The sequence below is a fragment of the Microcoleus sp. PH2017_08_TRC_O_A genome (assembly GCF_020738665.1).
Lineage (GTDB): Bacteria > Cyanobacteriota > Cyanobacteriia > Cyanobacteriales > Microcoleaceae > Microcoleus.
On sequence record NZ_JAEQCE010000034.1, the window covers coordinates 62,991 to 88,821 of the forward strand.

The 25,831-nt window shown below is 48.0% G+C and carries 20 protein-coding genes and 1 pseudogene; 9 read left to right on the forward strand and 12 right to left on the reverse strand.

Going from position 1 to position 25,831, the window contains the following annotated elements; genetic code table 11:
* Positions 1-67: 67 nt before the first annotated feature.
* Both JGK22_RS14220 and JGK22_RS14225 read right to left on the reverse strand, forming a co-directional pair.
* Positions 68-1,936, reverse strand: coding sequence for an efflux RND transporter periplasmic adaptor subunit (locus JGK22_RS14220; RefSeq protein ID WP_293313056.1), 1,869 nt, complete (start codon positions 1,934-1,936; stop codon positions 68-70).
* A gap of 190 nt (positions 1,937-2,126) precedes the next feature.
* The gene (locus tag JGK22_RS14225; RefSeq protein ID WP_293177108.1) at positions 2,127-2,270 is read right to left on the reverse strand and encodes a hypothetical protein; all 144 of its coding nucleotides are present in this window, start codon (positions 2,268-2,270) and stop codon (positions 2,127-2,129) included.
* A gap of 114 nt (positions 2,271-2,384) precedes the next feature.
* On the opposite strand from JGK22_RS14225, the gene JGK22_RS14230 reads away from it, so the two are divergent.
* Positions 2,385-2,807 (forward strand): hypothetical protein, encoded by a 423-nt coding sequence (locus tag JGK22_RS14230; protein ID WP_293224318.1) that lies wholly within the window; start codon positions 2,385-2,387, stop codon positions 2,805-2,807.
* Here the strand turns inward: JGK22_RS14230 and JGK22_RS14235 are convergent, their stop codons facing one another.
* The 6 genes from JGK22_RS14235 to JGK22_RS14260 form a co-directional block, all read right to left on the reverse strand.
* Positions 2,808-3,818 (reverse strand): ABC transporter permease, encoded by a 1,011-nt coding sequence (locus tag JGK22_RS14235; RefSeq protein ID WP_293313058.1) that lies wholly within the window; start codon positions 3,816-3,818, stop codon positions 2,808-2,810.
* Between the two features lie 237 nt (positions 3,819-4,055).
* Positions 4,056-5,711, reverse strand: coding sequence for an ABC transporter substrate-binding protein (locus JGK22_RS14240; RefSeq protein ID WP_293313061.1), 1,656 nt, complete (start codon positions 5,709-5,711; stop codon positions 4,056-4,058).
* Between the two features lie 330 nt (positions 5,712-6,041).
* Positions 6,042-6,656: a hypothetical protein gene (locus tag JGK22_RS14245; RefSeq protein ID WP_293177100.1), complete on the reverse strand. Its 615-nt coding sequence runs from the start codon at positions 6,654-6,656 to the stop codon at positions 6,042-6,044.
* A 377-nt stretch (positions 6,657-7,033) separates the two neighbouring features.
* The gene (locus JGK22_RS14250; RefSeq protein ID WP_293177098.1) at positions 7,034-8,161 is read right to left on the reverse strand and encodes a type II secretion system F family protein; all 1,128 of its coding nucleotides are present in this window, start codon (positions 8,159-8,161) and stop codon (positions 7,034-7,036) included.
* A gap of 249 nt (positions 8,162-8,410) precedes the next feature.
* Entirely contained in the window at positions 8,411-9,508 is a 1,098-nt protein-coding gene (locus JGK22_RS14255) for a type IV pilus twitching motility protein PilT (protein WP_293177096.1), read from the reverse strand.
* A 169-nt stretch (positions 9,509-9,677) separates the two neighbouring features.
* Complete coding sequence (locus tag JGK22_RS14260) at positions 9,678-11,687, reverse strand: GspE/PulE family protein (RefSeq protein ID WP_293177094.1); 2,010 nt, start codon at positions 11,685-11,687, stop codon at positions 9,678-9,680.
* A 1,146-nt stretch (positions 11,688-12,833) separates the two neighbouring features.
* Here JGK22_RS14260 and grpE point away from each other — a divergent pair.
* The 8 genes from grpE to JGK22_RS14300 all read left to right on the forward strand — a co-directional run bounded on the left by grpE (position 12,834) and on the right by JGK22_RS14300 (position 21,796).
* Positions 12,834-13,625 (forward strand): nucleotide exchange factor GrpE, encoded by a 792-nt coding sequence (gene grpE, locus JGK22_RS14265; protein ID WP_293177092.1) that lies wholly within the window; start codon positions 12,834-12,836, stop codon positions 13,623-13,625.
* A gap of 289 nt (positions 13,626-13,914) precedes the next feature.
* Entirely contained in the window at positions 13,915-16,035 is a 2,121-nt protein-coding gene (dnaK, locus tag JGK22_RS14270) for a molecular chaperone DnaK (protein WP_293190567.1), read from the forward strand.
* Between the two features lie 139 nt (positions 16,036-16,174).
* Positions 16,175-17,302, forward strand: a complete 1,128-nt coding sequence (dnaJ, locus tag JGK22_RS14275; protein ID WP_293177088.1) for a molecular chaperone DnaJ — start codon at positions 16,175-16,177, stop codon at positions 17,300-17,302.
* A 431-nt stretch (positions 17,303-17,733) separates the two neighbouring features.
* Complete coding sequence (locus JGK22_RS14280; RefSeq protein WP_293177084.1) at positions 17,734-18,024, forward strand: sulfurtransferase TusA family protein; 291 nt, start codon at positions 17,734-17,736, stop codon at positions 18,022-18,024.
* Positions 18,021-19,271, forward strand: coding sequence for a ribosome small subunit-dependent GTPase A (gene rsgA / locus JGK22_RS14285; protein ID WP_293313064.1), 1,251 nt, complete (start codon positions 18,021-18,023; stop codon positions 19,269-19,271). Before JGK22_RS14280 ends, rsgA begins: the two co-directional genes overlap by 4 nt.
* 246 nt (positions 19,272-19,517) lie before the next feature.
* On the forward strand, positions 19,518-20,306 hold the full coding sequence (locus JGK22_RS14290; RefSeq protein WP_293177080.1) for a MotA/TolQ/ExbB proton channel family protein: 789 nt from the start codon (positions 19,518-19,520) through the stop codon (positions 20,304-20,306).
* Between the two features lie 15 nt (positions 20,307-20,321).
* The gene (locus JGK22_RS14295) at positions 20,322-21,053 is read left to right on the forward strand and encodes a biopolymer transporter ExbD (protein ID WP_293313066.1); all 732 of its coding nucleotides are present in this window, start codon (positions 20,322-20,324) and stop codon (positions 21,051-21,053) included.
* Positions 21,054-21,598: 545 nt separating this feature from the next.
* Complete coding sequence (locus tag JGK22_RS14300) at positions 21,599-21,796, forward strand: NblA/ycf18 family protein (RefSeq protein ID WP_006635253.1); 198 nt, start codon at positions 21,599-21,601, stop codon at positions 21,794-21,796.
* Positions 21,797-22,482: 686 nt separating this feature from the next.
* Here the strand turns inward: JGK22_RS14300 and JGK22_RS14305 are convergent.
* The 4 genes and pseudogenes from JGK22_RS14305 to JGK22_RS14320 form a co-directional block, all read right to left on the reverse strand.
* On the reverse strand, positions 22,483-22,932 hold the full coding sequence (locus tag JGK22_RS14305) for a hypothetical protein (RefSeq protein WP_293177066.1): 450 nt from the start codon (positions 22,930-22,932) through the stop codon (positions 22,483-22,485).
* Between the two features lie 80 nt (positions 22,933-23,012).
* Complete coding sequence (locus tag JGK22_RS14310) at positions 23,013-24,233, reverse strand: anhydro-N-acetylmuramic acid kinase (RefSeq protein WP_293313068.1); 1,221 nt, start codon at positions 24,231-24,233, stop codon at positions 23,013-23,015.
* A gap of 77 nt (positions 24,234-24,310) precedes the next feature.
* Positions 24,311-25,042: a PP2C family serine/threonine-protein phosphatase gene (locus JGK22_RS14315; RefSeq protein ID WP_293177062.1), complete on the reverse strand. Its 732-nt coding sequence runs from the start codon at positions 25,040-25,042 to the stop codon at positions 24,311-24,313.
* Between the two features lie 369 nt (positions 25,043-25,411).
* Positions 25,412-25,735 (reverse strand): annotated as a pseudogene (locus JGK22_RS14320) (zinc ribbon domain-containing protein); the annotation flags it as partial.
* Between the last annotated feature and the right edge of the window lie 96 nt (positions 25,736-25,831).

Genomic DNA, 25,831 nt, shown 5'->3' on the forward strand with positions numbered 1-25,831 from the left:
AGCGCTCTTTATAAGATTAGGAAAGAGCGCTTAAGCGCAACAACGTACCTTTGTTGCCCAACTTCCTCTACTTCTGAGTCTTAATAATATCCTCCAACTTTTTACCAGCAGGAAGTTCAGTAAAAACCCGATCGCCCGCCTTAGCACCCTCTAAAATCTGAATCTTGTTACCAATAGTCGATCCAACAGTCACAGGCTTAAACTTCGGCTGCTGTTTCTCGTCGGGAACCAGCACACCCGTTTGACCTTTATTGGTCACAATCGCCACAGTCGGAACAACCAAAGCATTGCTCAGCTTTTGACCGACAAATTTCAAGTCAACATTCATCCCCGACTGCAAGAAATCCTTGCCAGTATCAATGGCGACGCGCACTTGAAACAGCGTTACATCCCGTTCTTTCACAGCTTCGGGCGCAATCAATTTAACCTTGCCTTTAAACACTTTATCGGGATAAGCATCGGCGACTATTTCCACCACTTGACCCGGTTTGATTTGGCTGATATCAGCCTCGGGCACTTTCGCCAAAACTTCCACATCTCTAGCGAGAGCCACGATCGATGTTGAAGTTGCCGAAGTCGCTTCCGAAGCCGAAGTTGCTGGGGTTACAAAAGCTCCTTGGATGGCATACCGTTGGGTAATAACTCCCGCAAAAGGAGCGCGAACTTTTGTATCTTCTAACTGCACTTCTTGAAAGCGGACTTGAGCCTGAGCTTCAGCTAAATCAGCTTTAGCCGAAGCTATTTCTTCCGGGCGAGCGCCGTTTTCTTGGACAGCTAATTGGCTTTTTGCTTCAGCAACTGCTGCTTCGGCTTTGGCGATTTCTTCTGGACGGTTGCCGTTTTCTGTTTGTGCTAATTTACTTCTAGCTTCAGCAACTTCTGCCTCGGCTTTGGTAATTTCTTCCGATCGCGTGCCGTTTTGCAACTGCTTCAATGCTTGCTGCTCGACTTCCACAGCAGCTTGGAGTTGCTGAATTTGCGACTCCCGACTTTCTTGCAGTTGTTGCAAGCGTTTTTGGGCTTCTGTTACCTTAGCTTTGGCAGTGCGATTTTCCTTAATCAGTTCATCCAGTTTATCTTGAGCAAGAGCACCTTCTTGGACTAACGGGCGGTTGCGTTCCACCCGCTGAGCTGCTAGTTCGGCTTGAGCTTTACTCGATTCAATTTGCGTTTGTGCTTGGGCAATTTCTTGTTTGACACTGCCAGTTTGAGCGTCTGCTAAACGGGCTTGAGCTTGGGCTAAACGAGCTCGCCCTTGGCTGACTTCTTCGACGCGGCTGCCGGCTTTGAGTTGCTGTAAGCGGGCTTGAGTTTGCTCCAAGCGAGCTCTGGCTCCTGCAACTTCTTCGACGCGGCTTCCGGCTTGGAGTTGCGCCAGACTAGCCTGGGCTTGCTCTAAACGCGCGCGGGCGCTGGCGATGTCTTCCGATCGATTTCCGGCTTCAATTTTGGCAAGTTTAGCTCTAATGCTGGCTTCGCGGGCCTTGGCTTGAGCCAGTTGAGCTTCCACATCGCGGCTTTCCATGCGGGCCACAATTTGTCCTGCTTCGACGCGATCGCCCTGTTCGACAAATAACTCTGCGATCCGACCGGAGCCTTTGGGGCTGAGATTCACGCGCTGTACGGGTTGTACCGTCCCGCTAGACGTGATCCGCACCGTCAGGTTTTGCGCTTCCACCGGCACTGTCATCGCTGCGATCGCATCTACTTTCGGCTGCGATCGACTTTTTGATATATATATGGTAGTCGGTACAGCTAGCAACCCGGCTGCAACCAAACCGATCGCCCACCGCGGCATCTTCCGCGCGGCTTTCTTCGGTGACTGCTTTTGGGCGGGTTTTTTATCTGCAATTTCAGTCTCTGGGGCCTTGGTGTCTACAATCTGAGTATCTTCCACCTTGACCTGAGCAGTTTCCTTTTTGGGGCTAACGATCATACCGACTCACCTAATTAAATCTCAGGATTACCTTAAAGGTAAAATTTTTTCTGATGCGCGGCATCGTCTTTCAGACTCATCCGATCGGGTGATTTAAAAAAAGTTCCCCAACCAGCACCTGTAAACAATTATAGCTAATCTTTGCAACTTATTAAATAATGTTAAGTTTTTTCAGTCTCAAGAGGCGAGCTCAAACTTCGATCGCACTCAACTGACTTTCTGCGGAGGCGGGATCTGCCGCGTGGGCGATCGGCTTCCAGTAAGTCGTGGGTTGTCTTGTAGGGCGATCGCACAGTGCGCGCCCGGTAACTACACAGTATGAAGACGCTGACATCTCATAAACCCGTTTGTCGATCGTACCCTGTCCAAGTCGTGAATATCTATGTGCCCTGTGCGCGCAACAGGTTAAAATATTTTGCAAATCCGTTGAAAATGGAAAAGCTTCAACATGAATCGTCCTCAAAGCGTTACAGTTCTGGCAATCTTACAGTTAATTAGTGGCATCTTCAGTCTGCTTGACGGCTTGTTCATCTTACTATTTGCAGGCGTTTTAGGCGGTCTCGGCGCAGTTGGATTCGGCGCAAAAGTTGGCACTGTCATCGGCGGCTTCATTGCAATTTTTTCGGCGATCGCGATAATTATCGGAATTATTTCCCTAGTCTTAGCATGGGGTTTGCTTCAACTAAAAAAATGGGCTTGGACTGGAACATTAATTATCCATGTTATCGCCGTCGTCACGCAAATTGCCAAAATGTTGGGTAGCGCAGGTGCAGCAGTTAATTTTCTATCTCTGGGTTTTGCCATTGCTAGCATTTACTACCTGCTACAGCCGGATGTTAAACAAGCATTTTCTGTAGAACTTCCCTTCTAATTAACGGTACTGAATTCTCGGGTCAAAAAAAGCATAGGAAATATCAACCGCCAGATTGATCAGCACAAAAGTCACAGCCACAAAGATTACTCCTCCTTGGACAATTGGGTAATCCCGCGTCAGAATCCCGCTGTAAATCCAGGAACCAATTCCCGGCCACGAGAAAATTGTTTCAGTCAAAATCGCGCCACCCAAAAGCGTGCCGAACTGCAAACCTATAGTTGTGACGATCGGCAAAAACGCATTTTTCAAAGCGTGTCTCAAAACCACCCAAAATTCCGGCAAACCCTTAGCCCGCGCCGTGCGGATGTAATCTTGCGCCAGCACTTCCAGCATCGCAGCACGAGTAATCCGAGCGATTATCGCCAAGGGGATTGTTCCTAAAGTCAAGGCTGGAAGGATTAAATGGGCGATCGCATCCCGCAAAGCCACCAAATCCCACCGCAGCAAAGCATCCAAAACATAAACACCCGTAATTGGCTTAAAACCAAACCCCAAATCTACACTAATTCGCCCGCTAGGAGGCAGCCATTTCAGATAAACAGCAAACAAATAAATCAACATCAATCCCAACCAATAGACTGGTAAAGATACGCCAATCAAAGAACCGCTCATCGTCAGATTGTCCAGCCAGCTATTTTTCCGAACAGCAGCCAAAATTCCCGCCGGAATTCCGATTATAAGTGCCACCAACATCGCCGCCACCGACAGTTCCAAAGTAGCAGGCCAGCGACTTCTGATTTCATCAACAATCGGAATACCGCTAATAATACTATGTCCTAAATCGAATCGAATCAAACTACTTAAAAAAGCCAAATATTGCCAAGGTAAAGGCTGATTCAAACCCAATCTAGCCCTCAATATTTCAACCTGTTCGGGAGTTCCGCGTTCTCCCAAAAGCACCGTCGCCGGATCTCCCGGTATCAGGTGCAAAAACGCAAATACTAGCAGTGTAATTCCAAAAAGAACGGGCAATATTCCCAGCAAACGTTTAACAATATATTGAAACATCAGTTTATTTTAAATGCGATCTCATTATAAGTTCGTAGTGCGGACTTCAGTCCGCAGCCAGAAAGCGGACTGAAGTCCGCACTACGAACCTTACTTATTGAAACATCAGTTTATTTTAAATGCGATCTCATTATAAGTTTGTAGTGCGGACTTCAGTCCGCAAAAATGTTCGTAGTGAGGACTTCAGTCCTCTGAATTTTAGAAGGACTGAAGTCCTCACTACAAACCAAATTTTTACTATAATTTACTCACATCCTCAAAAGACTCCGAACCCAAAGGACTTGGAATCCAACCTTTAATATTCTTGCGTTTCCCTAAAAGTGGCTGCGAATGTACGATCGGCAAACGCACCGCCTCCCCATGCAAAATCTCGCTAACTTCCGCATAAATTTTCCCTCTAGCTGCTTTATCCCCACTCGCCCTCCCCCGATCCAAAAGTTCCAAAACCTTCGGATTTTTCCAATTTCCCAAATCCGCCGTCGAACCAGGCCCGAAGTGAGGATAATAAAAATTGTCAGGATCGCCATAATCCCCAGTCCAACCCATCATAAAAGCTTGAAAGCCCGGAGGTTTTAGCCGATCGGCCAAATAAGCAGACCAATCCTTTGTCAGCAACTTTACCCGAATCCCGATCGCGCTTAAATCCGCCGCAAAAGCCTCAGCGATCGGCTTCGGCGTGGGAAAATAGGGACGGCTGACGGGCATATACCACAAATCCAAATCAAAACCGTTTGGATAACCCGCCTTCGCCAGCATTGCTTTAGCTTGCTGCGGGTTAAATTCGTAATCTTTAACTTTGTCAGACTCCGCCCAATTCAGCGAAGGCGGGATAAATTGTGAATCATATTTGCCAAGTTCTCCCCAGAAAGCCTTGACGATGGCTTGCTTGTTGATTGTTTGGGCGATCGCCCGTCTTACCTCTGATTTCGCCAAAGGCGCGTAACCCGGATTTAAGGCTAAATAACCCACATTAAAAGAAGGCCGCAAAACAGTTTCCAAATTAGCATCCGCTTGCACTTCTTTCAATTGATCCGGCGTTAAATCAACAGTAAAATCAAGTTGACCGGCCCTCAATTGAGCGAGTCTCGCCGCCGGATCGTCCACAAAACGAATTACCAACTGATTGACTTTCGGCGTTCCAGCTTTCCAATAATTCGGATTTTTCTCTAAGATAATGCGATCGCCCGAGATCCATTCCTTAAACACAAAAGGCCCCGTACCCACCGCCAGCGACCCCGGAGTGCCGTATTTAGCACCCGCTTTCTTCACCGCCGCCGGACTCGCAATCCCAAAATAACCCGACCCAATCGCCGCAGGAAAGGCAGCAAAAGGTCGATTTAACACAAACCTAATCGTAGACTTATCAACAACGGTCACATCCTTGACCAGGGAAGCTTTATCGCCCTTAAACCCAGCAAAAAAGTCCTTCCAAATCTGATAAGTTTTGCCCGAATCTCGATACCCGTGAGGATTTTTGGCATCCCACCAGCGATCGACATTAAACTTAACAGCATCCGCGTCAAAATCCGTCCCGTCGTGAAACTTCACCCCGGATCGCAACTTAAAAGTCCAAGTTTTGCCATCTGTAGAGCTCGACCATTCAGTAGCGAGACTGGGTGCGAGTTCCACAGTACCCGGTTTAGAATCAGTCAAGCGATTGTAGATTTGGTCGATCGCAATCACCGAATTACCATCAGTAACATTTCCCGGTTCCAGATTCACCGGCGGCCCGCCAGCACCGTAGACTAAAGCCCCTGGTGGAACAGCCGCAGGAGTTGTCGCAGTTGGAGAATTATTGCTAATATTTGCAGGAGTGCCGCAATTTGAGACAATTACAGCCATCCCAAAAACTAGAGCTAATAAAACTAAACGCCAGGATTTTAACAACCTCATCTCAATAGCTCCTGTTTAATAAAAAATACTACTCATCTAAATAAAATTATAATTTCCTCTTTCTCTCTCCTCTGCGCCCTCTGCGTTCTCTGCGGTTAATTATATCTTTAAATTAAATTTAATTTACCAAACAAAATAGAACACACTATACCTCTTGCACTCCTAAGCTTTCCAATCAAGAAATGTATCTGCGTTAATCTGTGTTGATCTGCCTTGCATCTGCGGTTGATTTATCAATCAAATATTTATGCAATTGCTCGTCTACTGATTACCCATTACCAATTACCATTACCATTACAAGACAGACCTCATTCTCGATCGCACCACCGCCTACAACTCATAACTCTCTTCACCCATACTCCCCAATTCTGGGCTACCGAGAAACTCTTCATCCTCCAATTCCTCAATCCCCGAGTCAAAACTTTCAACAACAAACGGCAACCCCGCCGCCATCAAACCGCGCTGAATGCGATCGCTAGTTTCCTCAAACAAAACAAATAGCGGATGAACAGCCTCAGCCTCATCGCTAAAAATATGTCTGTAGCGGTAAGGCATCACCCACTCGTAAGTTTTATCCAACCAAACCTGACACTGCCGCCAGCGGCCCAACAAATCCGAAAAATCTTCACCAGGGCGGTGAATAAAAACCAAAATTTCCACCCCAATTTTAACTTTCCACTCTGGATCGCACATCAAAATCGCCAAATCGCAGGGCAAACAAGCCGCCTGTCCCGGAGAGATGCTAGTCCCCCCCCTACCCGCATAGGAAACCCCCTCCCGCAAGCGCACAATTGGCAAAGGAATGGTAATTAAGCTTTCGTTAGCGCGGCGGATACTCGGAATCATCTCCATGTACAGCCGATATTTTTTCAGCAGGGCGATCGCTTCCGAAAATTCGCTGTACTGTGCTAGTAAAGCCTCGTAATGTGATTGTTTTACAGACATTTTAAATCAATTAATTAGTCATTAGTCATTAGTCGTTGGTCATTGGTCATTAGTCATTGGTCATTAGTCATTGGTCATTAGTCATTGGTCAATTGTCGTTGGTTATTGGCAATTTGTAATTGGCAATTTGTAATTGGTAATTGGCAATTGGTTATTCATTACTTGGCAACAATTGGTCATTGGTTATTCAAAGATTAGCCAAGGCCATATCACTGACTGAACATTATTAACAACTCAAACAAAGCTAATGACAACTCTTAAATAACAAATAACAACTGTCAACTGCCAACTGACAAGAGTCAACTGTCAACGGACAACTGACAACTGTCAACTGACAACTAACAACTGTCAACTGTCAACTGTCAACTGTCAATTGTCTACAGCTTCTGAAACACTGAGAACATCGGCAGATACATCGACAGCAAAATCGAACCTACGATACCACCGACCACAACAATCATCAGAGGTTCTAGCATACTGGTAAGTCCCTTGACTGCTTCTTCGACTTCGGTTTCGTAAAAAGCGCCAACTTTCATCAGCATCTTGTCAAGTTCCCCAGTCTCCTCGCCAATTGCCATCATTTGAATTGCCAAGGAGGGAAAAACAGCTTGTTCTTGCAAAGCAATACTGATCATGCCACCGCTTTGAATTTCCTGCCTTGCATATTCGATCGCATTTGAGATCGCCTGATTTCCCGCCACATCTCGCACAATTTCCAAAGAGCTAAGAATCGGCACACCCGATCGCGTCAGCGAGCCAAAGATGACGCAAAACCTCGCCACCGCCGATTTTTCAATCAAATCTCCAAAAATTGGCAACTTCATCGCAATTCTATCGATTTGGAGGTGACCTACTGGAGTTTTGTAGTACATATCGAAGGCAAATTTTAGCGCTATAATTACCCCAATAACTGTCAGTTGTTGGATCGGAGGCCAAGCCGTACAAAATGCGCTAATCCCCAACATAAACACCGTAAAAGCAGGCAAGTCTGCACCAATATCCTTAAAGATTTTTGCGAAAGTTGGTAGCAAAAAAATCGTCATTGCGAAAAAAATCACAATCGCGATGAAAAACACAGTCTTCGGATAAGACATCGCAGATTTAATTTCAGCCTCCGTCTTGTGATTTTTTTCCATCATCACCGCCAGACGGTCGAGGGTTTCATCTAGCACACCGCCGACCTCTCCCGCCGCCACCATACTGATAAACAGTTGGTCAAAAACATCAGGAAACTTAGCCATCGCCTCTGCCAAGTTTATCCCCTCTTGCACGTCAGCATTCATGCTCCTGAGTGCTCGTTTCAACTTAGCATTAGAGCACTGTTCGTGCAGCACGGAAAGGCATCTCACGATCGCCACCCCGGCATTAAACATAGCCGCAAACTGACGAGCAAAAATCGCCATATCCTTAACAGTAAGACTGCTAAGGCTATACTCAAATTGCTCCTGAATCCTACTGAGATCGAAGCCTGTTTTTGGTTTTGGATTAATAACATTTGTAGCCATAGATTGCCTCTGGAAAATTATTAAAAGTCATTAGTCATTGGCAATCAGTCATTAGTCATTAGTGATTGGTCATTTCTGCGGACTGCTGACCAATAACTGATTGCTTCGCCCCAAAACAGGTACAAGTCCCCAACACTCATGAGAGTCGATCCCCCAATTTTAGATCGTAATTCAAGCTCCCAGATTCACTGCGCTGCAATTAAATCTAAAATCTAAAATCTAAAATCTAAAATGGACTGACTGACTCAATTAATGAGCCCCTACCTTGCCTGTACCAACAGGTGCCGGGCCGATCAAGCGTTCGAGTTCGTCAGCCTTAGAAGCCTTGGCCATTGCCGATTCCCAAGTGATTTTACCGCCCTTGTAAAGTTCAGCGAGGGCCATTTCCATCGTCCTCATGCCCAATTTTGCCCCCATTTGGATTTGGGAGTAAATCATAGGAGTTTTGCCCTCCCGGATCAAGTTAGCCATAGCTGGAGTATTCACCATGATTTCCATAGCGCAGCAGCGGCCGCCCCCAACTTTCACAACCAAATTTTGGCTGCAAATTCCGACTAAAGAGTTAGACACTTGGGCGCGAACCTGGGGTTGTTGAATGGGCGGGAATACGTCCAAAATCCGATCGATCGTAGCAGCAGCCGAATTAGTGTGCAGCGTTCCCATCACCATGTGACCCGTTTCTGCCGCCGAAATTGCCAGACCGATCGTTTCCAAGTCCCGCATTTCTCCCACCAGAATCACATCAGGATCTTCCCGCAGGGCTGCTTTCAGCGCATTAGCAAAGCTCTTAGTATCTTCCCCCTTTTGACGCTGGTGAAACAAACTCTTGACATTCGGAAACACATATTCGATCGGGTCTTCAACCGTCAGAATGTGTTCAGCCCGCGTCCGGTTGACCAGATCCAACAAAGCCGCCATCGTAGTAGTTTTCCCGGAACCCGTTTGTCCCGTCACCAACAGCATACCCCTGGGTCTTTCCGTCAGATCCCGCAAAATCTGCGGCACGCCCAAAGCATCTGCGTTAGGAATCTTAGAAGCCAGAGCCCGCATACAAGCAGCCCAAGCACCCCGCTCCCGGTACACATTCACCCGGAACCGAGCCAATCCCTTCACCCCGTAAGCGCAGTCGAGTTCCCACTCCATTTCCAACTGCTTGCGCTGCATATTGTTGAGCATTTGGAAGATCAGAATCTGCACTTCCTCAGCAGACAGAATGTCGCCGTATTGCGACTGAGGAGTTAGTTTCCCGCTGACGCGGAAGAAGATAGGCGCGCCTGCTTGGATGTGTATGTCCGAACCCCCTTGCTCTACCAGGGACTCCAATACGTCTTCAATCATCAGACCCATAGATACCTCTTCTCAATCTAGTTGATAGTTATTGACCAATTTAGCTCAGATACAGTTGACAGTTGACAGTTGACAGTTGACAGTTGTTTTTCTACTGACTAATCACTAATGACTAATGACGGATGACGGATGACTAATGACTAATGACGAATGACGGATGACGGATGAATCAATCCAAAAAGCGCGGCGTCAAGCAGTACGGACAATCCAGCATCTCCGGCTTCAATTCCGCCCGACAAGTTTTGCAGGTAAGTCCCTGCTTGCGTTTGGCTTTCAGTTCCGCCTCCAACCCGGAGTCAGTAAAGGTCACCCGCTCGACTTCCTCAAAGGTAGTCGCCCCTTCCCGCACCAACTGCAAGCTGTAAGCCAACAACGTTTTCATCCCTTCTTCTACCGCTGCTTCCTTAAGTTGCTCTGTGGGAGCCCCTTGAGTGATCAGAGTTTGCAGCCGCTCAGTATTTTTCAGGAACTCGTAAACGCCTACCCGTCCTTTGTAGCCTAGGCCGCTGCACTTCCGACAAAGTTGATCGCGTTCTGCGAGTCCTTTCCTTTCCTCCACTGGTATGGTGTTGGCTTTGTTAATAGTCAGATCGATTTCTTGAGAAGCCGACAGACCGTAGCGACCGAGTTCGGCCGCAGTAGGCTGGTAAGGAATGCAGCATTTGTCGCAAACGCGCCGCATCAGACGCTGAGCCAACACGCCCAACAGAGCGGCTGAAACCATGAACGGTTCTACGCCCATTTCGTCCAAACGCGCGATCGCCCCAGCCGCGTCATTAGTGTGCAGCGTAGTCAGCACTAAGTGTCCCGTCAAAGCAGCTTCGAGAGCAGTTTTTGCCGTTTCCCTGTCCCGCGTTTCCCCCACCAAAATCACGTCAGGATCTTGCCGCAAAAACGCCCGCAGCAGGTTGGAAAAAGTCAAGTCTTTTTCCCGAATTACTTGACATTGGGTAATTCCTGGCAAAGCATATTCGATCGGGTCTTCCGCCGTACTGATATTAACCCCCGGATCGTTGCGTTCCGCCAGAATCGAGTACAGAGAAGTTGACTTACCCGAACCCGTAGGCCCCGTCACCAAAATCAGTCCGAACGGACGGCTAGCAGTCTCTCGCACCAAAGCCAGAGTTTCTTGATCCGAGATCAACAAACCCAAACCCAACTGAGTGCTGGAACTGTCCAAAATCCGCAGCACGATTTTTTCGCCGTACCGGGAAGGCAAGCTATTTACCCGGAAATCTACCGTGCGTCCCTCAAACACCCGGCGGATACGACCATCTTGAGCTTGTCGGCGTTCGGCAATGTCCAAGTTGGCAATAATCTTGAAACGAGCCGTAATCGATTGCACTACCTGTTTCGGAAACCGGAAATACTCTTGCAGCACCCCATCTTTCCGCATCCGTATCCGCATAAACTCTTCTTGAGGTTCTACGTGGATGTCCGACACCTTTTCCGACAAAGCTTTAGCCAAAATGATATTGACAGCCTTAATTACCGGAGCAGCCTCAGCATCGTCTATGGTGTTAGCTAGGTCTTCTTGGTCAGCACTCTCCTCTTCTAATGAGAGTTCGCCAAAATCTCCCTCCCCTAACTCCAGCTTTCTCTGCTTATCGGCTTCTGCTATTTTGGCGGCTACCTTAACTTGGTCGTCTTGATATGCCGAAGTGATGTCCTGGTAGTCGTCTGGCGTAATCACCCGTCGCTGCAAAGCCAAGCCGTGAGGCTGTAAAATCCGCCGCAAATCTTCTATGGCGTTGAGGTTGTCGGGATCTACCATTGCCACTAAAACAGCCTGAGGCTCGGTTTCAGTCTTCGCTACTGGTAAAAAGCGACCTTGGTGACAAATGTCGATCGAAATTTTCAACCCATCGAGCATAATTCCGAGTTGCTCGTTCGACATTTCGCTCATCTCCGGGTCATACGCTTCAACCCCGTAGACAATCTTCCGTTCAAACATCTGCTGCTTCTTGTAAAGCCGCAGCAATTCAGGAGGTAACGGCTGCCCGGTAAGTGCTTCTAATACCTCCGTCAACCGCTTACCCGACTTCCGGCTTTCAAGTTGAGCTTGTTTCACTTGGTCGCCGTTGACGTAACCCGACTGAATCATCTTGTTGAGAGCCGGAGGCAAAACGCTGATAGCAACTATCGATGTGCGAGGAGACCCCTGGGATGTGTTAGTCATAAAAAACACTCATTCTTGTGGGAAACTCAGTCACAGAAAGTGCTGAGAGGAAAACCAACGCGGGGTTAAAACCCCCGTATCTTTTGCTTGTGGATGAGCTATCATATTTGTGCTCTATCCCTATATGTCAAGTGTAAGCTCGTAGTCTCCTCTCATTTTCGTCCACAAATTGATGAGACGTTGGAGGGATTGGTCGATGCTTGCAATCAAATTTTGTTTGTTGAGTGCTAAGTTGCTTACTGACCCGATCGACCTGCGAGATACTCTCGTTATAGCCTCATGGCACATCACTTGGGGATTGATCCTGAGGTCTGTCGCCTTTCCACGATCATTGTATATTCGCAAATTGTTTGGTCAAATTACAGCGCCCGTGGTAGCGCGGTTCTCTGTACTACCTTAAAGATCGGCTGTGCGAGCTTTGATGATGATAGCTTTGACGAAAGCCATCGATCGGTCTAGTGAGATATATTTTGATTAATTATCTGCGATCGGGTTGCGGGCGATCGCCCGACCGGAGTTCGATCGCCCAGATTTTGAGCAGATCTAGTTTTTTCCCTGCCAATATTCATCTAATTCTCTCTGGTGTCCTAACCTTTGTGAGGAAAGGTTGACAGTTCATCAATTTTGCCTATTGGCAAATTAGAGATCAATCGTATCTACCGAGTGGCCGGTACCCAATACCAGCTAATGTTTCTCATTTTACTCCCCAATAATCGAGGACACCTCCCTGTTTTTAAACGCACTCAATTGTAAAATACAAGCCTCTATCTGCGAATAAAACAGCCATATAAATTAACTTTAATTAACTGTATTTTGCCGCAAATATTGAAGTATCAGCCATCAACAGCTCAATTATTTTCAGGAAATCTAACTGCTTAATATCCTTCTAAACTTGCTATCAATGCGAGGGTGTTATTCCCAAATTGCGATACAAGAAACCTTGTGTTAGCTCCAATGACGGTCTTACTAGAACTAGAGATCGAGATGTCATTTCCATAAAATATTGCAAGCTTTGAGAGATTCCTGCACAGAGACCGGAGCTTTCCTATGAATCAGATAGTGCCATACACAGTAAATTATAGTTCTGTACATTTACCGTGTTAAGTGTATCTGCTAGAATTGATAGGGTTCTGTCGCGCAGCTTTTATGATTGACGAGGAAAAACAGCAAGATCTAGATCCTAACTCAACTGGGGAAACCCCAGAGGGTTCACCAATGGCAAGCGAAACTCCGCCGGCACCAGCAAACTCTAACGAAGCAGCCGATTGGGAACTCGAACTTGCTCAAGCTTATCAAAGCGCCGAGGGCGATCGCAAGGGAGCAAACGCATCCGGAGATCCTGTCACCGGCAATTCCACCAACAGCCCGACAGCAGACGCGGCTGAATCATGGAAGAGGGAACTCGCTTCGATAAGAGATGAAAAAGAGGCTTTAAAAACTCAGTTGCAAGCCACATCAGCTCAACTAGAAGACCTAAAAAATCAAAATCTCCGCCTAGCAGCAGATTTTGAAAACTTCCGCAGGCGCACCCAAAAGGAAAAAGAAGAGTTAGATTTACAGGCAAGGTGTCTCACGATCAAGCCCCTGTTGCCGGTAATCGACAATTTCGAGCGCGCTCGATCGCACATTAAGCCGCAAAATGACGGCGAAATGAACATTCACAAAAGCTACCAAAGCGTTTACAAGCAAATGGTAGATGGTCTCAAGCAAATTGGGGTTTCTCCGATGCGCCCTGAAGGCGAACAGTTTGACCCCAACCTCCACGAAGCTCTCCTCAGCGAGCCCACAGACGAACACGAGGAAGGAACAATCATCCAAGAACTAGAACGCGGCTACATTCTGGGCGATCGTGTCTTGCGCCACGCCAAAGTGAAAGTTGCAGCGCCTGGGATATCTGTGGTAGCCTCAGATGAAAATCCCGATAGTTCGGAAAGTTAATCGGACAAAAGCTACTGCATTCCTCGCCCTGCACGGACCCCCGAAGAGAATTCGGGGGCACGAAGGTGGCAAACTCACCAACTTCTTAATTCAGGACTAAAAGCAGGTCAGCGCTTTCTCAACAAATTCTGAACAATGTTTTAATGAGTCTGCGATCTTGCATTAAAATATCAAGTTTGTTTCCTACAAATCCAGTCAGTGATGCTTGTTAAAACAAGCTTAGTCGTTTTTTATACCCCAACTTGTAGTTGGAAGTTTCCAAACATCCCACAAAGTTTTATGAGGCGCTATGGGAAAAATTATTGGAATTGACTTAGGCACGACCAACAGTTGCGTAGCTGTATTGGAGGGCGGTAAACCCGTCGTGATCGCCAATTCCGAGGGCGGCCGCACAACTCCGAGCATCGTAGGATTTGGCAAGGCGGGCGATCGCTTAGTCGGTCAACTAGCCAAGCGGCAAGCTGTAACTAATGCTGTAAATACTGTTTACAGCATCAAACGATTTATCGGGCGCAGGTGGGACGACACGGAAGAAGAACGATCCCGCACTCCCTATACCTGCATCAAAGGCAAAGACGACACCGTTAACGTCCAAATTCGGAACAAAGTTCACACCCCCCAAGAAATCTCGGCAATGGTACTCCAAAAGCTCAAGCAAGATGCTGAAGCTTATTTGGGACAAACTGTTACCCAAGCCGTGATTACTGTGCCGGCATACTTTACAGACGCCCAGCGCCAAGCGACTAAAGACGCCGGTACGATCGCGGGTTTAGAAGTCCTGCGGATCGTCAACGAACCGACGGCGGCCGCCCTTTCCTACGGGCTCGACAAGCAAAATATCGAACAGAAAATCTTGGTCTTTGACCTCGGCGGCGGTACTTTCGACGTTTCGATCCTGCAATTGGGAGACGGAATTTTTGAAGTCAACGCCACCGCAGGTAACAACCATCTCGGAGGAGATGACTTTGATAACTGCATAGTTCAGTGGCTGGTAGAAGTTTTCCGAACTCAAGAAGGTAGCGACCTCTCAACAGACAAAATGGCATTGCAGCGCCTCCGAGAAGCTGCGGAAAAGGCGAAAATTGAACTCTCTCTCTCGCAATCCACATCCATTAATTTGCCGTTCATCTCCTCTGATGCTAAAGGGCCGAAGCATTTGGAAATGGATCTCTCGAAGGCTCAGTTTGAAAAACTGGTGGGTCATTTGGTGCAGGCGACGATCGATCCGGTGACTCAAGCCCTCAAAGACGCAAGTCTTACCCCGAAAGATATAGACAGGATTATTTTAGTCGGAGGCTCAACCCGAATTCCGGCAGTTCAAGAGGCAATTAGTAAGTATTTTGGGGGCGCGTCTCCCGATAAATCGGTGAATCCCGACGAAGCTGTAGCCGTAGGTGCGGCAATTCAAGCCGGGGTGTTGGGCGGTGAAGTCAAAGATTTGCTGTTGCTAGACGTGACGCCGCTTTCCCTGGGACTCGAAACTTTGGGCGGTGTGTTTACCAAAGTAATCGATCGCAATACAACCATCCCCACCAGTCGATCGCAAATGTACAGCACGGCTGCTGACGGACAAACCTCCGTAGAAATTCACGTCCTCCAAGGCGAGCGCGCATTGGTAAAAGACAACAAAAGTCTCGGCAAATTCCTGCTCAAAGGCATTCCCGCAGCCCCCCGCGGCGTACCTCAAATCGAAGTTACCTTTGAAATCGATGCCAACGGCATTCTCAAAGTTGCCGCTGAAGACAAGGGAACCGGCAAAGAACAAAGCATCCAAATTTCCAATACAGGAGGCTTGAGCGAAACCGAAGTCGAGCGGATGCGGCAAGAAGCCGAACTTTACGCCGACGAGGACATCAAGCGCGCTCAAGTAGTCGAACTCAAAAATCAAGCCGACACCCTGGTCTATAATTGTGGTGTCACTTTGAAAACCAACGCGCAATTGCTCAGCGACGACCTCAAAGTCGCAGCCGAATCAGCAGCAACAGCTTTGAAGGCCGCGATGGCTAACCCCGACATCAATGTTGAGGAACTCACCGAGCAAATCGAAGCTTTCAAGCAACTGCTATACTCCCTCGGGACAGCAGTCTACGAGCAAGCCCGCAGCGGGGTAGCCCACTCCTCGCCAGAGGTTGAAAGCGAGATGATGTCAGAACTAGAAGAGGTTGCAGCTACCGACGACAGCCTTTTCCTGACAGAAGAGCTGCTGGTGGCGCCCCAAGCTCCGCCACAAGCTCCGCCACAACCGGAACCCAAACCGGAACCCAAACCGGAACGACAGTCCAAGCGACAGCCGGAACCCAAACCGGAACCCAAACCGGAACGACAGTCCAAGCGACAGCCGGAACCACAACCGGAACCCAAACCGAAGGTTCCCGAACCTGAAGTTGATGAGATGAATCCTTTCCTTTAGAACTGAAAAGCTAAAAATTAAAAATTAACAATTAACAATTAACAATGAGAATTTTTAATTTTTAATTGGTAATTTCAGGAAAGGTCGCCCGTTTATTTTTCGTACACTTTTTGTTATTTACCTCCAGGCAAGCAGCTTTATGGCCGGTGATTACTATGAAATATTAGGCGTTTCTCGCAGTGCAGACAAAGAGGAAATTAAGCGTGCTTACCGCCGCCTAGCTCGCAAGTACCATCCAGATGTCAACAAAGAATCTGGAGCTGAGGAGCGGTTTAAAGAAATTAACCGTGCCTACGAGGTACTATCGGAACCGGAAACCCGCGCCCGTTTCGATCGCTTTGGCGAACAAGGTGTCAGTGGTGCAGGCGCGCCTGGGTTCCAAGACTTCGGCGACAGCTTTGCTGACATCTTTGAAAGCTTCTTTCAGGGTTTTCAAGGAGGGGCGGGCGCCCAACAGCAAGGTCGCAGACGCAGTGGCCCCGTGCGCGGAGATGATTTGCGCCTCGACTTGCGGCTAGAGTTTCGCGAAGCTGTGTTTGGTGGGGAAAAAGAACTCCGCATCAAGCACCTAGAAACCTGCGAAACTTGTACCGGAACTGGCGCCAAGCCGGGAACCAGACCTCAAACCTGTTCGACTTGTACCGGCAGCGGTCAAGTCCGACGCGCTACCCGCACGCCTTTCGGCAGCTTTACTCAAGTTTCTGTTTGCCCCACCTGCAACGGCACCGGGCAAGTAATTGAGGACAAGTGCGAAACTTGTGGCGGCCGCGGTCAGAAAGAAGTGATGAAAAAGCTGAAAATCACTATTCCAGCCGGGGTAGATAACGGTACTCGTTTGCGCGTTTCCAATGAAGGGGATGCTGGCAAGTTGGGCGGGCCGCCGGGGGATCTTTACGTGTTTTTGGCTGTGAATGAAGACCCGTTATTTAAGCGGGACGGCATTAACGTTAATTCGGAAGTGAAGATTAGTTATTTGCAAGCAATTTTGGGCTGCCGATTGGAAGTGGAAACTGTAGATGGGCCGACGGAATTGTTGATTCCTACGGGAACTCAGGCGAATACTGTTCTGACTCTGGAGAAAAAAGGAGTGCCTAAGTTGGGCAATCCAGTCAGTCGCGGCGACCATTTGATTGCGGTGTCTATTGATATTCCGACTAAGGTGACGGCTGAGGAACGGGAGTTGCTGATGCAGCTTGCTAAGCTGAAGGGCGATCGTACTGGTAAAGGCGGCTTGGAAGGATTTCTGGGCAATTTGTTTCAGAAATAAGCAATTTTTTGACACCCATGGGTGTCAAATTTTCCTGTTTGATGATTCCGTGGCAATTTTTTAAATTCTCTATCAAAAAAATGAGACCAATTGGTCTCATTTTGCCCAGGTAGAATAATTGTTCGGCAATTTGTTTAATTCTCTGTCAAAAAAGTCAGCGCAATTGCGCTCATTTTGTACAGGTAGAATAATTGTTGGGCAATTTGTGGGAATAGTCCTCAAAAAAATGACACCAATTGGTGTCAAAAATCGGTCGTAGAATAATTGTTGGGCAATTTGTGATTGTTGGGCAATTTGTGGGAATAGTCCTCAAAAAAATGACACCAATTGGTGTCAAAAATCGGCGGTAGAATAATTATTCGTCAATTTGTTCACGATAAAATAAGGCTTTCAAGAATTGAGATGGGAAATTTGAGAATCTAAAACGCATTATGAATTCAACATCCACAATTGAAAATCCCAAATCCCCAGATGCCAAAATCGATCTGCGGGGGACTCCGTGTCCTCTGAATTTTGTCCGCACTAAATTGCGCTTGGAACAAATGCCACCTGGTGCTGTTTTGGAAGTGTGGCTGGATGCTGGGGAGCCGATCGAACAAGTGCCTGATAGTCTGAAAATGGAAGGCTATCAAATTCTCGAAACGCAATTTATGGCGGATGAGTCGGAGTCTGGCTTTTTTGCCATGAAAGTGCAGCGCCCAGAACTCCAGGAAGCCGGATGAGCCTGAATTTGTCCTCTCTCGTCGGTACAGTCGTGGCTGTTCAGGCTAACTTCTACCGAGTCAGGCTAGATCCAGCAGCCGGGATTCACGAGAATATAGCCCTGGCGGATGCTCCCACTCTCCTGTGCACTCGCCGCACTCGACTCAAAAAAATTGGTCAACAGGTGATGGTGGGCGATCGCGTGGTGGTAGACGAACCGGACTGGACTGACCGCCGGGGTGCAATTTCAGAAGTCTTCCCCCGCCGCACAGAACTCAACCGCCCGCCTGTCGCTAATGCCGATCGCATTCTCCTCGTTTTTGCCCTCGCCGAACCCGATTTAGACCCCGCCTCATTAACTCGGTTTTTAGTCAAGGCAGAATCTACAGGTTTAGAGGTGAGTTTGTGCCTGAACAAATGCGATTTGGTGAGGGCCGAGGAGTTGGAACAGTGGCGCGATCGGCTTTCACGTTGGGGCTACGAACCAATGTTTATTAGCGTTCGCAGCGGTTTAGGAGTGCAGGAAGTTGCCACAAATTTTCAAAATAAAGTTTATGTCGAAAAAGTAACTTCCCAGAATTTATCGGACAAAATAGATGGTTCTCTGTTGCCTTCTGAGGAGAACCCCCTACTAGCAAATTCGGCTCATCCGTTAGCTCCGTTAAATTCCGTACAAAATCCCTTGCCGAACTTTCTCCACAGCCACACCCAAGACAAAATAACGATAATTTGTGGGCCTTCTGGCGTCGGCAAGTCCAGCTTGATCAACCAACTGATTCCGGCGCAGAACCTGCGAGTGAGCGCTGTTTCAGGCAAACTCGGCCGCGGGCGCCACACAACTCGCCACGTCGAACTATTTGAACTCCCCGACGGCGGATTGCTGGCTGATACTCCGGGCTTTAATCAGCCGGCTCTCGAATCCGATCCGTCGGAGTTAGCTGAATATTTCCCAGAAGCTCGTCAGAGGCTGGCTTTGGGTAGCTGCCAGTTTAGCGACTGTTCGCACCGCGATGAGCCTAACTGTGTGGTGCGGGGAGATTGGGAGCGTTACCAGTATTACTTGAATTTTATGGAAGAGGCGATCGTCCGCCAGCAAGCTCTGCAAAACTCCAGCAGCGCCGAATCCAGTTTGAAGCAGCAAACCAAGTCCGACGGTACACAGCAGTATGAACCGAAACTGCAAACTAAAAAATATCGTCGCTCTTCCCGCCGCCTGCAACACCAGTCGCTGCAAGATATGTGTCAAGAAGATTTAGAGGAATTCTGAGGAAGTAGTCGCCGCCGATCGCCCGCGAGGAGTCTGACAATATTACCAAGACTTACTCAGCAACGGGATTCGATCGAGTAAGATACTTCTTTGCCACCCGAGGCCTTGGACTGCAAGACCCGGTTTCTTTAGTGGCGAGTGCGTAAGTCCTGAGTACATTAATCGCTAAAATTAAATGGCCTTAGATTTGTAAAAAAAAGTAGAACAGAAGCAAAAGTTAGCGGGTAATGCAGGAGCAAAAATATTGTGAATATTCAAGAACTGTTTCAAAAAGGCGGCCCCGCCATGTGGCCCCTGTTGGTGTTATCGATTCTATCTGTAAGTACAATTATCGAGCGCTTGTGGTTCTGGGCAAGCCTCTTGAGCAAAGAGAAGCAGATAGTTAACCGGATTCTCGACGCGGCGCGGAGCGATTGGGGGGCGGCTAACGAGATTGCCAGACAAGCCAACCGACAGCCGATCGGGCGATTTCTTTCTGCACCCCTGCGCCTGTACAATCCCGAACCAGATTTATTTCGACTCGCCCTCGAAGCAGCCGCCGATGAAGAGTTGGCTTCGATGCGCCGCGGGGACAAAATCTTAGAAGCGACGATCGCTCTCGCCCCTTTGCTGGGCTTGCTGGGAACAGTTTTGGGCTTGATTAACTCCCTCAGTTCCATCCGTCTGGGCGACATCGGTACGGCGGCAACCACTGGCGTGACTTTGGGGATTAGCGAGGCGCTGATCACGACTGCGAGTGGGATGGTAGTAGCAATTTTTACCTTGGCGTTTTATCGGATATTTCAAGCTTTTTTGTTCAACCAAGCCAAAATATTTCGCAAAGCTGGAAATGAAATGGAATTGCTCTACAGACAATATTGGCCGACTGCTAATGCTAAAGGTCGATCGCCCGGTACAGATCACAACAATTCTTCCTTTGGTTCCGATGGTTTGAACAGGCGTTCTCTCAATTCTCAAGAATCATCGGGAGAACGTCTCAGGGAGCCGAAATTGAAAGGTTCCGATCCGGCTGAAGATTCACCTTCTAATAATTAGAACAAAGAACAACTGATGAAGATTCACTTAGATACTCCTGCTGAAGAGGCTCGGATTGAACTGGTGCCTTTAATTGACGTGATCTTTTGCATTCTGACGTTTTTTTTGGTGGCGGCTTTGCAACTGACTCGCCAGCAAGCGATTAATGTCGATTTGCCGAAGGCGAAGACTGGACAAACGCAGATGCGAGAGATGCTGATTGTCAGCATTGACGATTTCGGGCAAACTTATATCGACCAATTGCCTGTTAATTACCAGCAGCTCGATCGAGTTTTAAAGAGTTTCCACAGCACAAATCCTGCCGGCTTGACGGTGTTGTACGCTCCTCAAAATGCTAAATACGCCAAAGTTGTGGAGGTTTTAGACAAATTGCGAGAGGTAGGGGGCGATCGAGTAGCTCTAGCAACTCTTCCTAGTTCGGCTCCCTCTACGCAGCCGAATAATCCGTCGCTTCCCAATTCGGGGATTCCTGTGGCACCTTCGGGCAATTACCCTCAACCTCTGCCGTCTCCCGTAGCTCCTGGGCAGCAGCAGCTCAATCCGAATCGGTTTCAATCTCCTCTCCCGGCTCCGGGGCAGCAGCAGTTCAATCCCCATCAGTTTCAATCTCCTTTCCCCGAAACGGGACAGCAGCCGAGCAACTCTGGGGCGAATCTGGGAATTCCTCCCGTTTCGCCCGCACCCATTGCCCCCAATTCCAGCCCCGGAGCGGCTGCTCCACCGCCGAATGTCCCTCCCTCCAATTAGTGAGAACGCTTCCAAGTTTGGGAACGAGCAATATACGGGATTTAACAGATGTAGGGGATTTAACGAATGGATGTTGAGGGTTGAACTCCCAAGCAAGCTAGGCAAATGATTTGATAACGGATACAAGGAAGAAGGGAAGGGAAGGGAGAAAACAGAAATAGAAATTTTCCCACTTTCCCCCTCTTTGCCTCACCCGCTCTCCCCCTCACCCAGAGAGAATTTCCGCGCGAGTTGGTATAAATGGCTGCAATTATTTTGGTTCATACTGAGCCTTTTTTCTCTGGACAAGTAGATAGAGTGGTATAAGTCTGCGGAAGGAACTTTTGCGGACATCCTGCCATCTCTATGGTTAAGTTATTTCTTAGGGCAGATGGTAATTTTGTCAAATTATTGTTACCTTTTGTAATATACTAAAGCGAGAGAGGCTTGCGGGACATCCTGAAACCAAAAGCCGATCGCTGAAGCAACTTACAGAAACAACTTACAAATCTGGTTAATCCAGGTTTCACTGCCAAGTCACTTTTACTTATACAGGAGTCAAAGTCATGAGCCAACCAGCAGAATTGTCTTTGGAGCAGCAATTTAGCCTGTGTTCCTTCAAAACACAGGTAAGTGACATGAGCCGCGAGCAAGCTCAGGAGTTTTTGGTCAAGCTTTACGAGCAAATGATGTTGCGCGAAACCATGTATCGCCATTTTCTCAAACACCATTGGGGATTAGAACCCAATCCAGGGGTTGAATAGGTGAGAGTCGCAGTCGGCGACCTCCGTCTCTTACTCTCTTCCCTCAGGCGGAATGGAGTTGGGGGTGATGGGGCGTCACTCGAAGGTACAAGGTATAAGGCAAGAATATCCTCAAAACGCGACACGGATATACGGATGAATCGATCGGGTTAGAGGCATTTGGTAGAAACAATTTTTACCGACCTATCGAGAACTCATCCTCGGGTCTAGACAAACTCGCACTTTATTGTCTTTTGATTCTACTAAAAGTTGGGATAAAGTCTCCCTAATAGTCCGCACCACACAGCCACAATAATTTATCGCTCCGCCTCTCAAAAATTATAAATTTTTCGACAATCTCTATATTTTTTATACAATAAATTACAGCCACAAATTCGGAGATCGGGTAGCATTAATTGATAATATGTAATTTCCAGAAATGCAAATTTTCGATATGGCGAGCTTAACACTTCACTACAGCTCTTAATATCCTGTAAAGTCAGAGTTGCATTCTCTACTTTTAGAGTAAGCGATTGTGGGAACACAATATCAATAGCGCCCGAATCGCTGCTAGCCCTCTCAAGTTGCAGCGGATGGCTTTGAGCAAGAATTGAGCAAGTCGGACATCAAAAGGCGATCTCCGACAAGCAAAACCTTTAATTTTCTACTCAAGTTCTAGAGCACGCAACTTGTAACTCTAGAAAGAGTTATTCCGACTGACGTTCCAGAGTTGCCTCCATCGTACTCGTCAAGTAATGACCAGACATGATGCCACTAGATTGGTAGTAGCGATTTTCATCAACGCGGTGGAGGGTATCAAAACCCGTCCGCCGCTGGCGTTCATCTCCGAGTACCCAGTAACGTTGGACGATCGACTGGGGAGCAATCCAACCTTCGCCCTCGACTCGGCCGAGTTCGCTGTGTTGGAGTACAAAAGTATACTGCCGCTCATCGTTGTTGAGGTGTCCTCGGTACTGCAAAATAATCTCTTCGCGATCGCCTCCTGGAAACACGAGCTTCGTCACCATACTGAACCAATCTGTTCGGTTCCAGCTCACTAAAGTTTTGCCTTTTACCGTAATTGGCACGCCATTGCGCTCAATCCAACTTCCTTCGAGCGTCCATTGGCCAGATTCCATTAAAAACGTGTGAGCCACAGTGCTGTTCCTATGCTTTTCCTGCTGGCTACAATGCTGGTGCAACAACGCACAGCCGTTGTCCCTCAGACTCTATGCTATCATGCCCAACTGTGCCAACAAGAGTTAATTTCTCCTAACAGAACCGGCGCGCAAGCACCAGTAACTTGAGGCAGATTGCCGGGAATACCCCGAACCCGCCAGGCGGCTAAAACCGCGAAAGCGATCGCCTCTTTAAAATCTACACTCAAGCCTGCCTCAGAAGTAGTCAACACTTGCACTGGATGCAATTGTGCTTGCAATCGGCGTTTTAAGTAGAGATTGTGGCTGCCGCCCCCGCACAATAAAACTCGATCGGGCATCTGCGGCAAAAAAGTTTGGTAACTGTGAACGATCGAAGCAACAGTCAGTTCCGTCAAAGTAGCCAGCACATCAGCAGGACTGAGGTTGTAACCTTGAGCCTCGACCAAACAACGGTTAAAATAGTCTACACCAAATAACTCTCGCCCTGTAGATTTGGGCGGTGCTTGGATGAAAAAATCTTGCTGTAGCCAATTCTCTACTAAAGCTTGACAGGGAGTGCCACTTGCCGCCCAAGCTCCACCTTCGTCACAAGTTTTTGTTCCGTCACAGAAGTGCTGCACTGCCAAGTCTAACAGCGAATTTGCCGGCCCGGTATCCCAACCCAAGATACCCTCGCCCAGAGGAGAAACCGCAGACTTGTCAGCCAATTCTTTATCTCTCCTGGCAGGAAGATAAGTAAAATTGCCAATTCCGCCGAGATTTTGGATGCAGAGGTTGCGGTTGGGTTCAGCAAGCAGGCAGGCATCAACTATTGGGACTAAGGGTGCTCCTTGACCTCCTGCTGCAATGTCTGCCGATCGAAAATTGCTCACAGTTGTAATGCCTGTCAATTGCGCGATGAGCGCGCCCCGCCCGAGTTGCAAGCTGTAACCCATGTCTGAGCCGGGGCTAGGTGCAGCAGAAAAACTGCTCTTTTCCGTATTCCCTGGGGGTCGGTGGTAGACAGTTTGACCGTGAGAGCCGATTAATTCTGCATTATCATATTCTGCTTGAATTGTCAAGGCTGCATTAGCAAATTCTTGGGCGATCGCATCATCTAATTGAGCGAACTCAGCCATAGATAACGCGGAACCACTGCAAACTGAGAGAATTTGCGATCGCAAAGTAGCAGGATAAGGGAAAGTCTTGCCGGCCACCAACTGCACTTTTAAGTCTGCTTGGGAACCGACCACATCCACTAAAGCAGCATCAATGCCATCCACCGACGTGCCACTCATCAAACCAATAACGCGAACCATTCGATTTTAAATTTTAGATTTGAGATTTTTTGATTCGGAGATTGGGAGATTTTTAGGTATGCGAGGGTGCGAGGATATTATTTGAGGTCGATCGTCACGATCACCACAGTAATATTGTCCCGTCCCCCTTTATCCTTAGCGGCTTCAATCAAAGCAGTTGCAGCGCCCTCGCAAGCGCGAATCGACTTCAGAGGCGAAGCAATCAAAGGATCGGAAAGTTCCTCAGTCAAGCCGTCGCTGCACAGCAACAAGCGATCCCCGGGCTTTACGTCCACCGGCAGAATATCTATCTCGTGCAAATCATCGCGGCCCAAACACTGGGACAAAACGTGACGCCAAGGATGACTGCGAGCCTGATCCGGAGTCAGGGCCTTTCTTTTGACAGCCTGAGCCACCCAAGTCTGGTCTTCAGTAATCTGATCCAAATGAGATCCGTGCAGCCGATACAAGCGAGAGTCCCCGATATTAGCGCACCAAGGTCTGCCCTCATCCCTAAAGATCAGAACCACAGCCGTAGTCCCCATATCAGCACGCTCGGGATGTTCGAGCTGATCGGTCAAAATTGCTTGATTGGCAATTAACAAAGCCTTGGACAACAACAGGGGAGAATCTTCAGGCCCTTCCCAATGTTCGAGCAAATAAGATTGAATCGCCCCAGTCGCAATCCGACTGGCTTCTTGACCTCCCGCGTGTCCTCCCATGCCGTCGGCCACTATGAAAAATCGCCCGTCAGGGTCTATGTGGTACGAATCCTGATTTACGGAACGAACCAGCCCTGTATCTGTCTTACCTGCGAAAGAGCGTTTCATAGATTGGTGCTTGGACTCATCGAACTTCAAAGCTTGATTTAATGGGTGCAATTTTTGATTACAAAACTTAAAATTCCGAACGGTACTGAAATTTCTGCCGATCGCTAGTCTTGGAAAAATTGCACTTCATTAGCCTTACATTGTAGATCGTCTGATGCTAATTCCGTCTGAAAATTTTCGTAAATCAAGCTGCATTCAGCAACACCTGGGCAAAAAAAGGGATTTCTAGCTTCAAAATAAGACATTTGGCTGGGGAGAAATCTATGCAGCAACCGGGGTTTTAGTGTCCCTAGCAAGTAATAGCTGTCAAGTTGAGAAACTTGTTGTCAGCCTGCGAAAACTTAACAGTGAACTACCCCGCCCTACTTCCTACGCGCCCTGAGCGCTTCGGTCGTTGAGGGCGGAGCTTCCAACTTCGACGGGTAGTGCCTTAGAAACGGATGACTTACGCCTTCGGGACTTTGGACTTACCTTCCCGACCTTGGCAGTAGCGCTAGTTCCTAACGCTAAAATACGGAGTCCTTCATCTCGAATATTGACCGCTGCGTTGACATCCCGGTCATGCTTTGTTTCACAGCTTTGACACTGCCATGACCGCACATTCAACGGCAAATTACCAACTCGATTGAGACAGACTGAGCAAGTCTTTGAGGATGGGAAAAAACGGTCTACTTCGACGTAGCACTTCCCCTGCTTCGTAAAACTTACCCAAACTTAACTAAAGCCATCTTTAGCTACAATGAAAGAGTTCACTTCCTGCGCTATTGAGTGGTCGGCCATCCCAAGGTA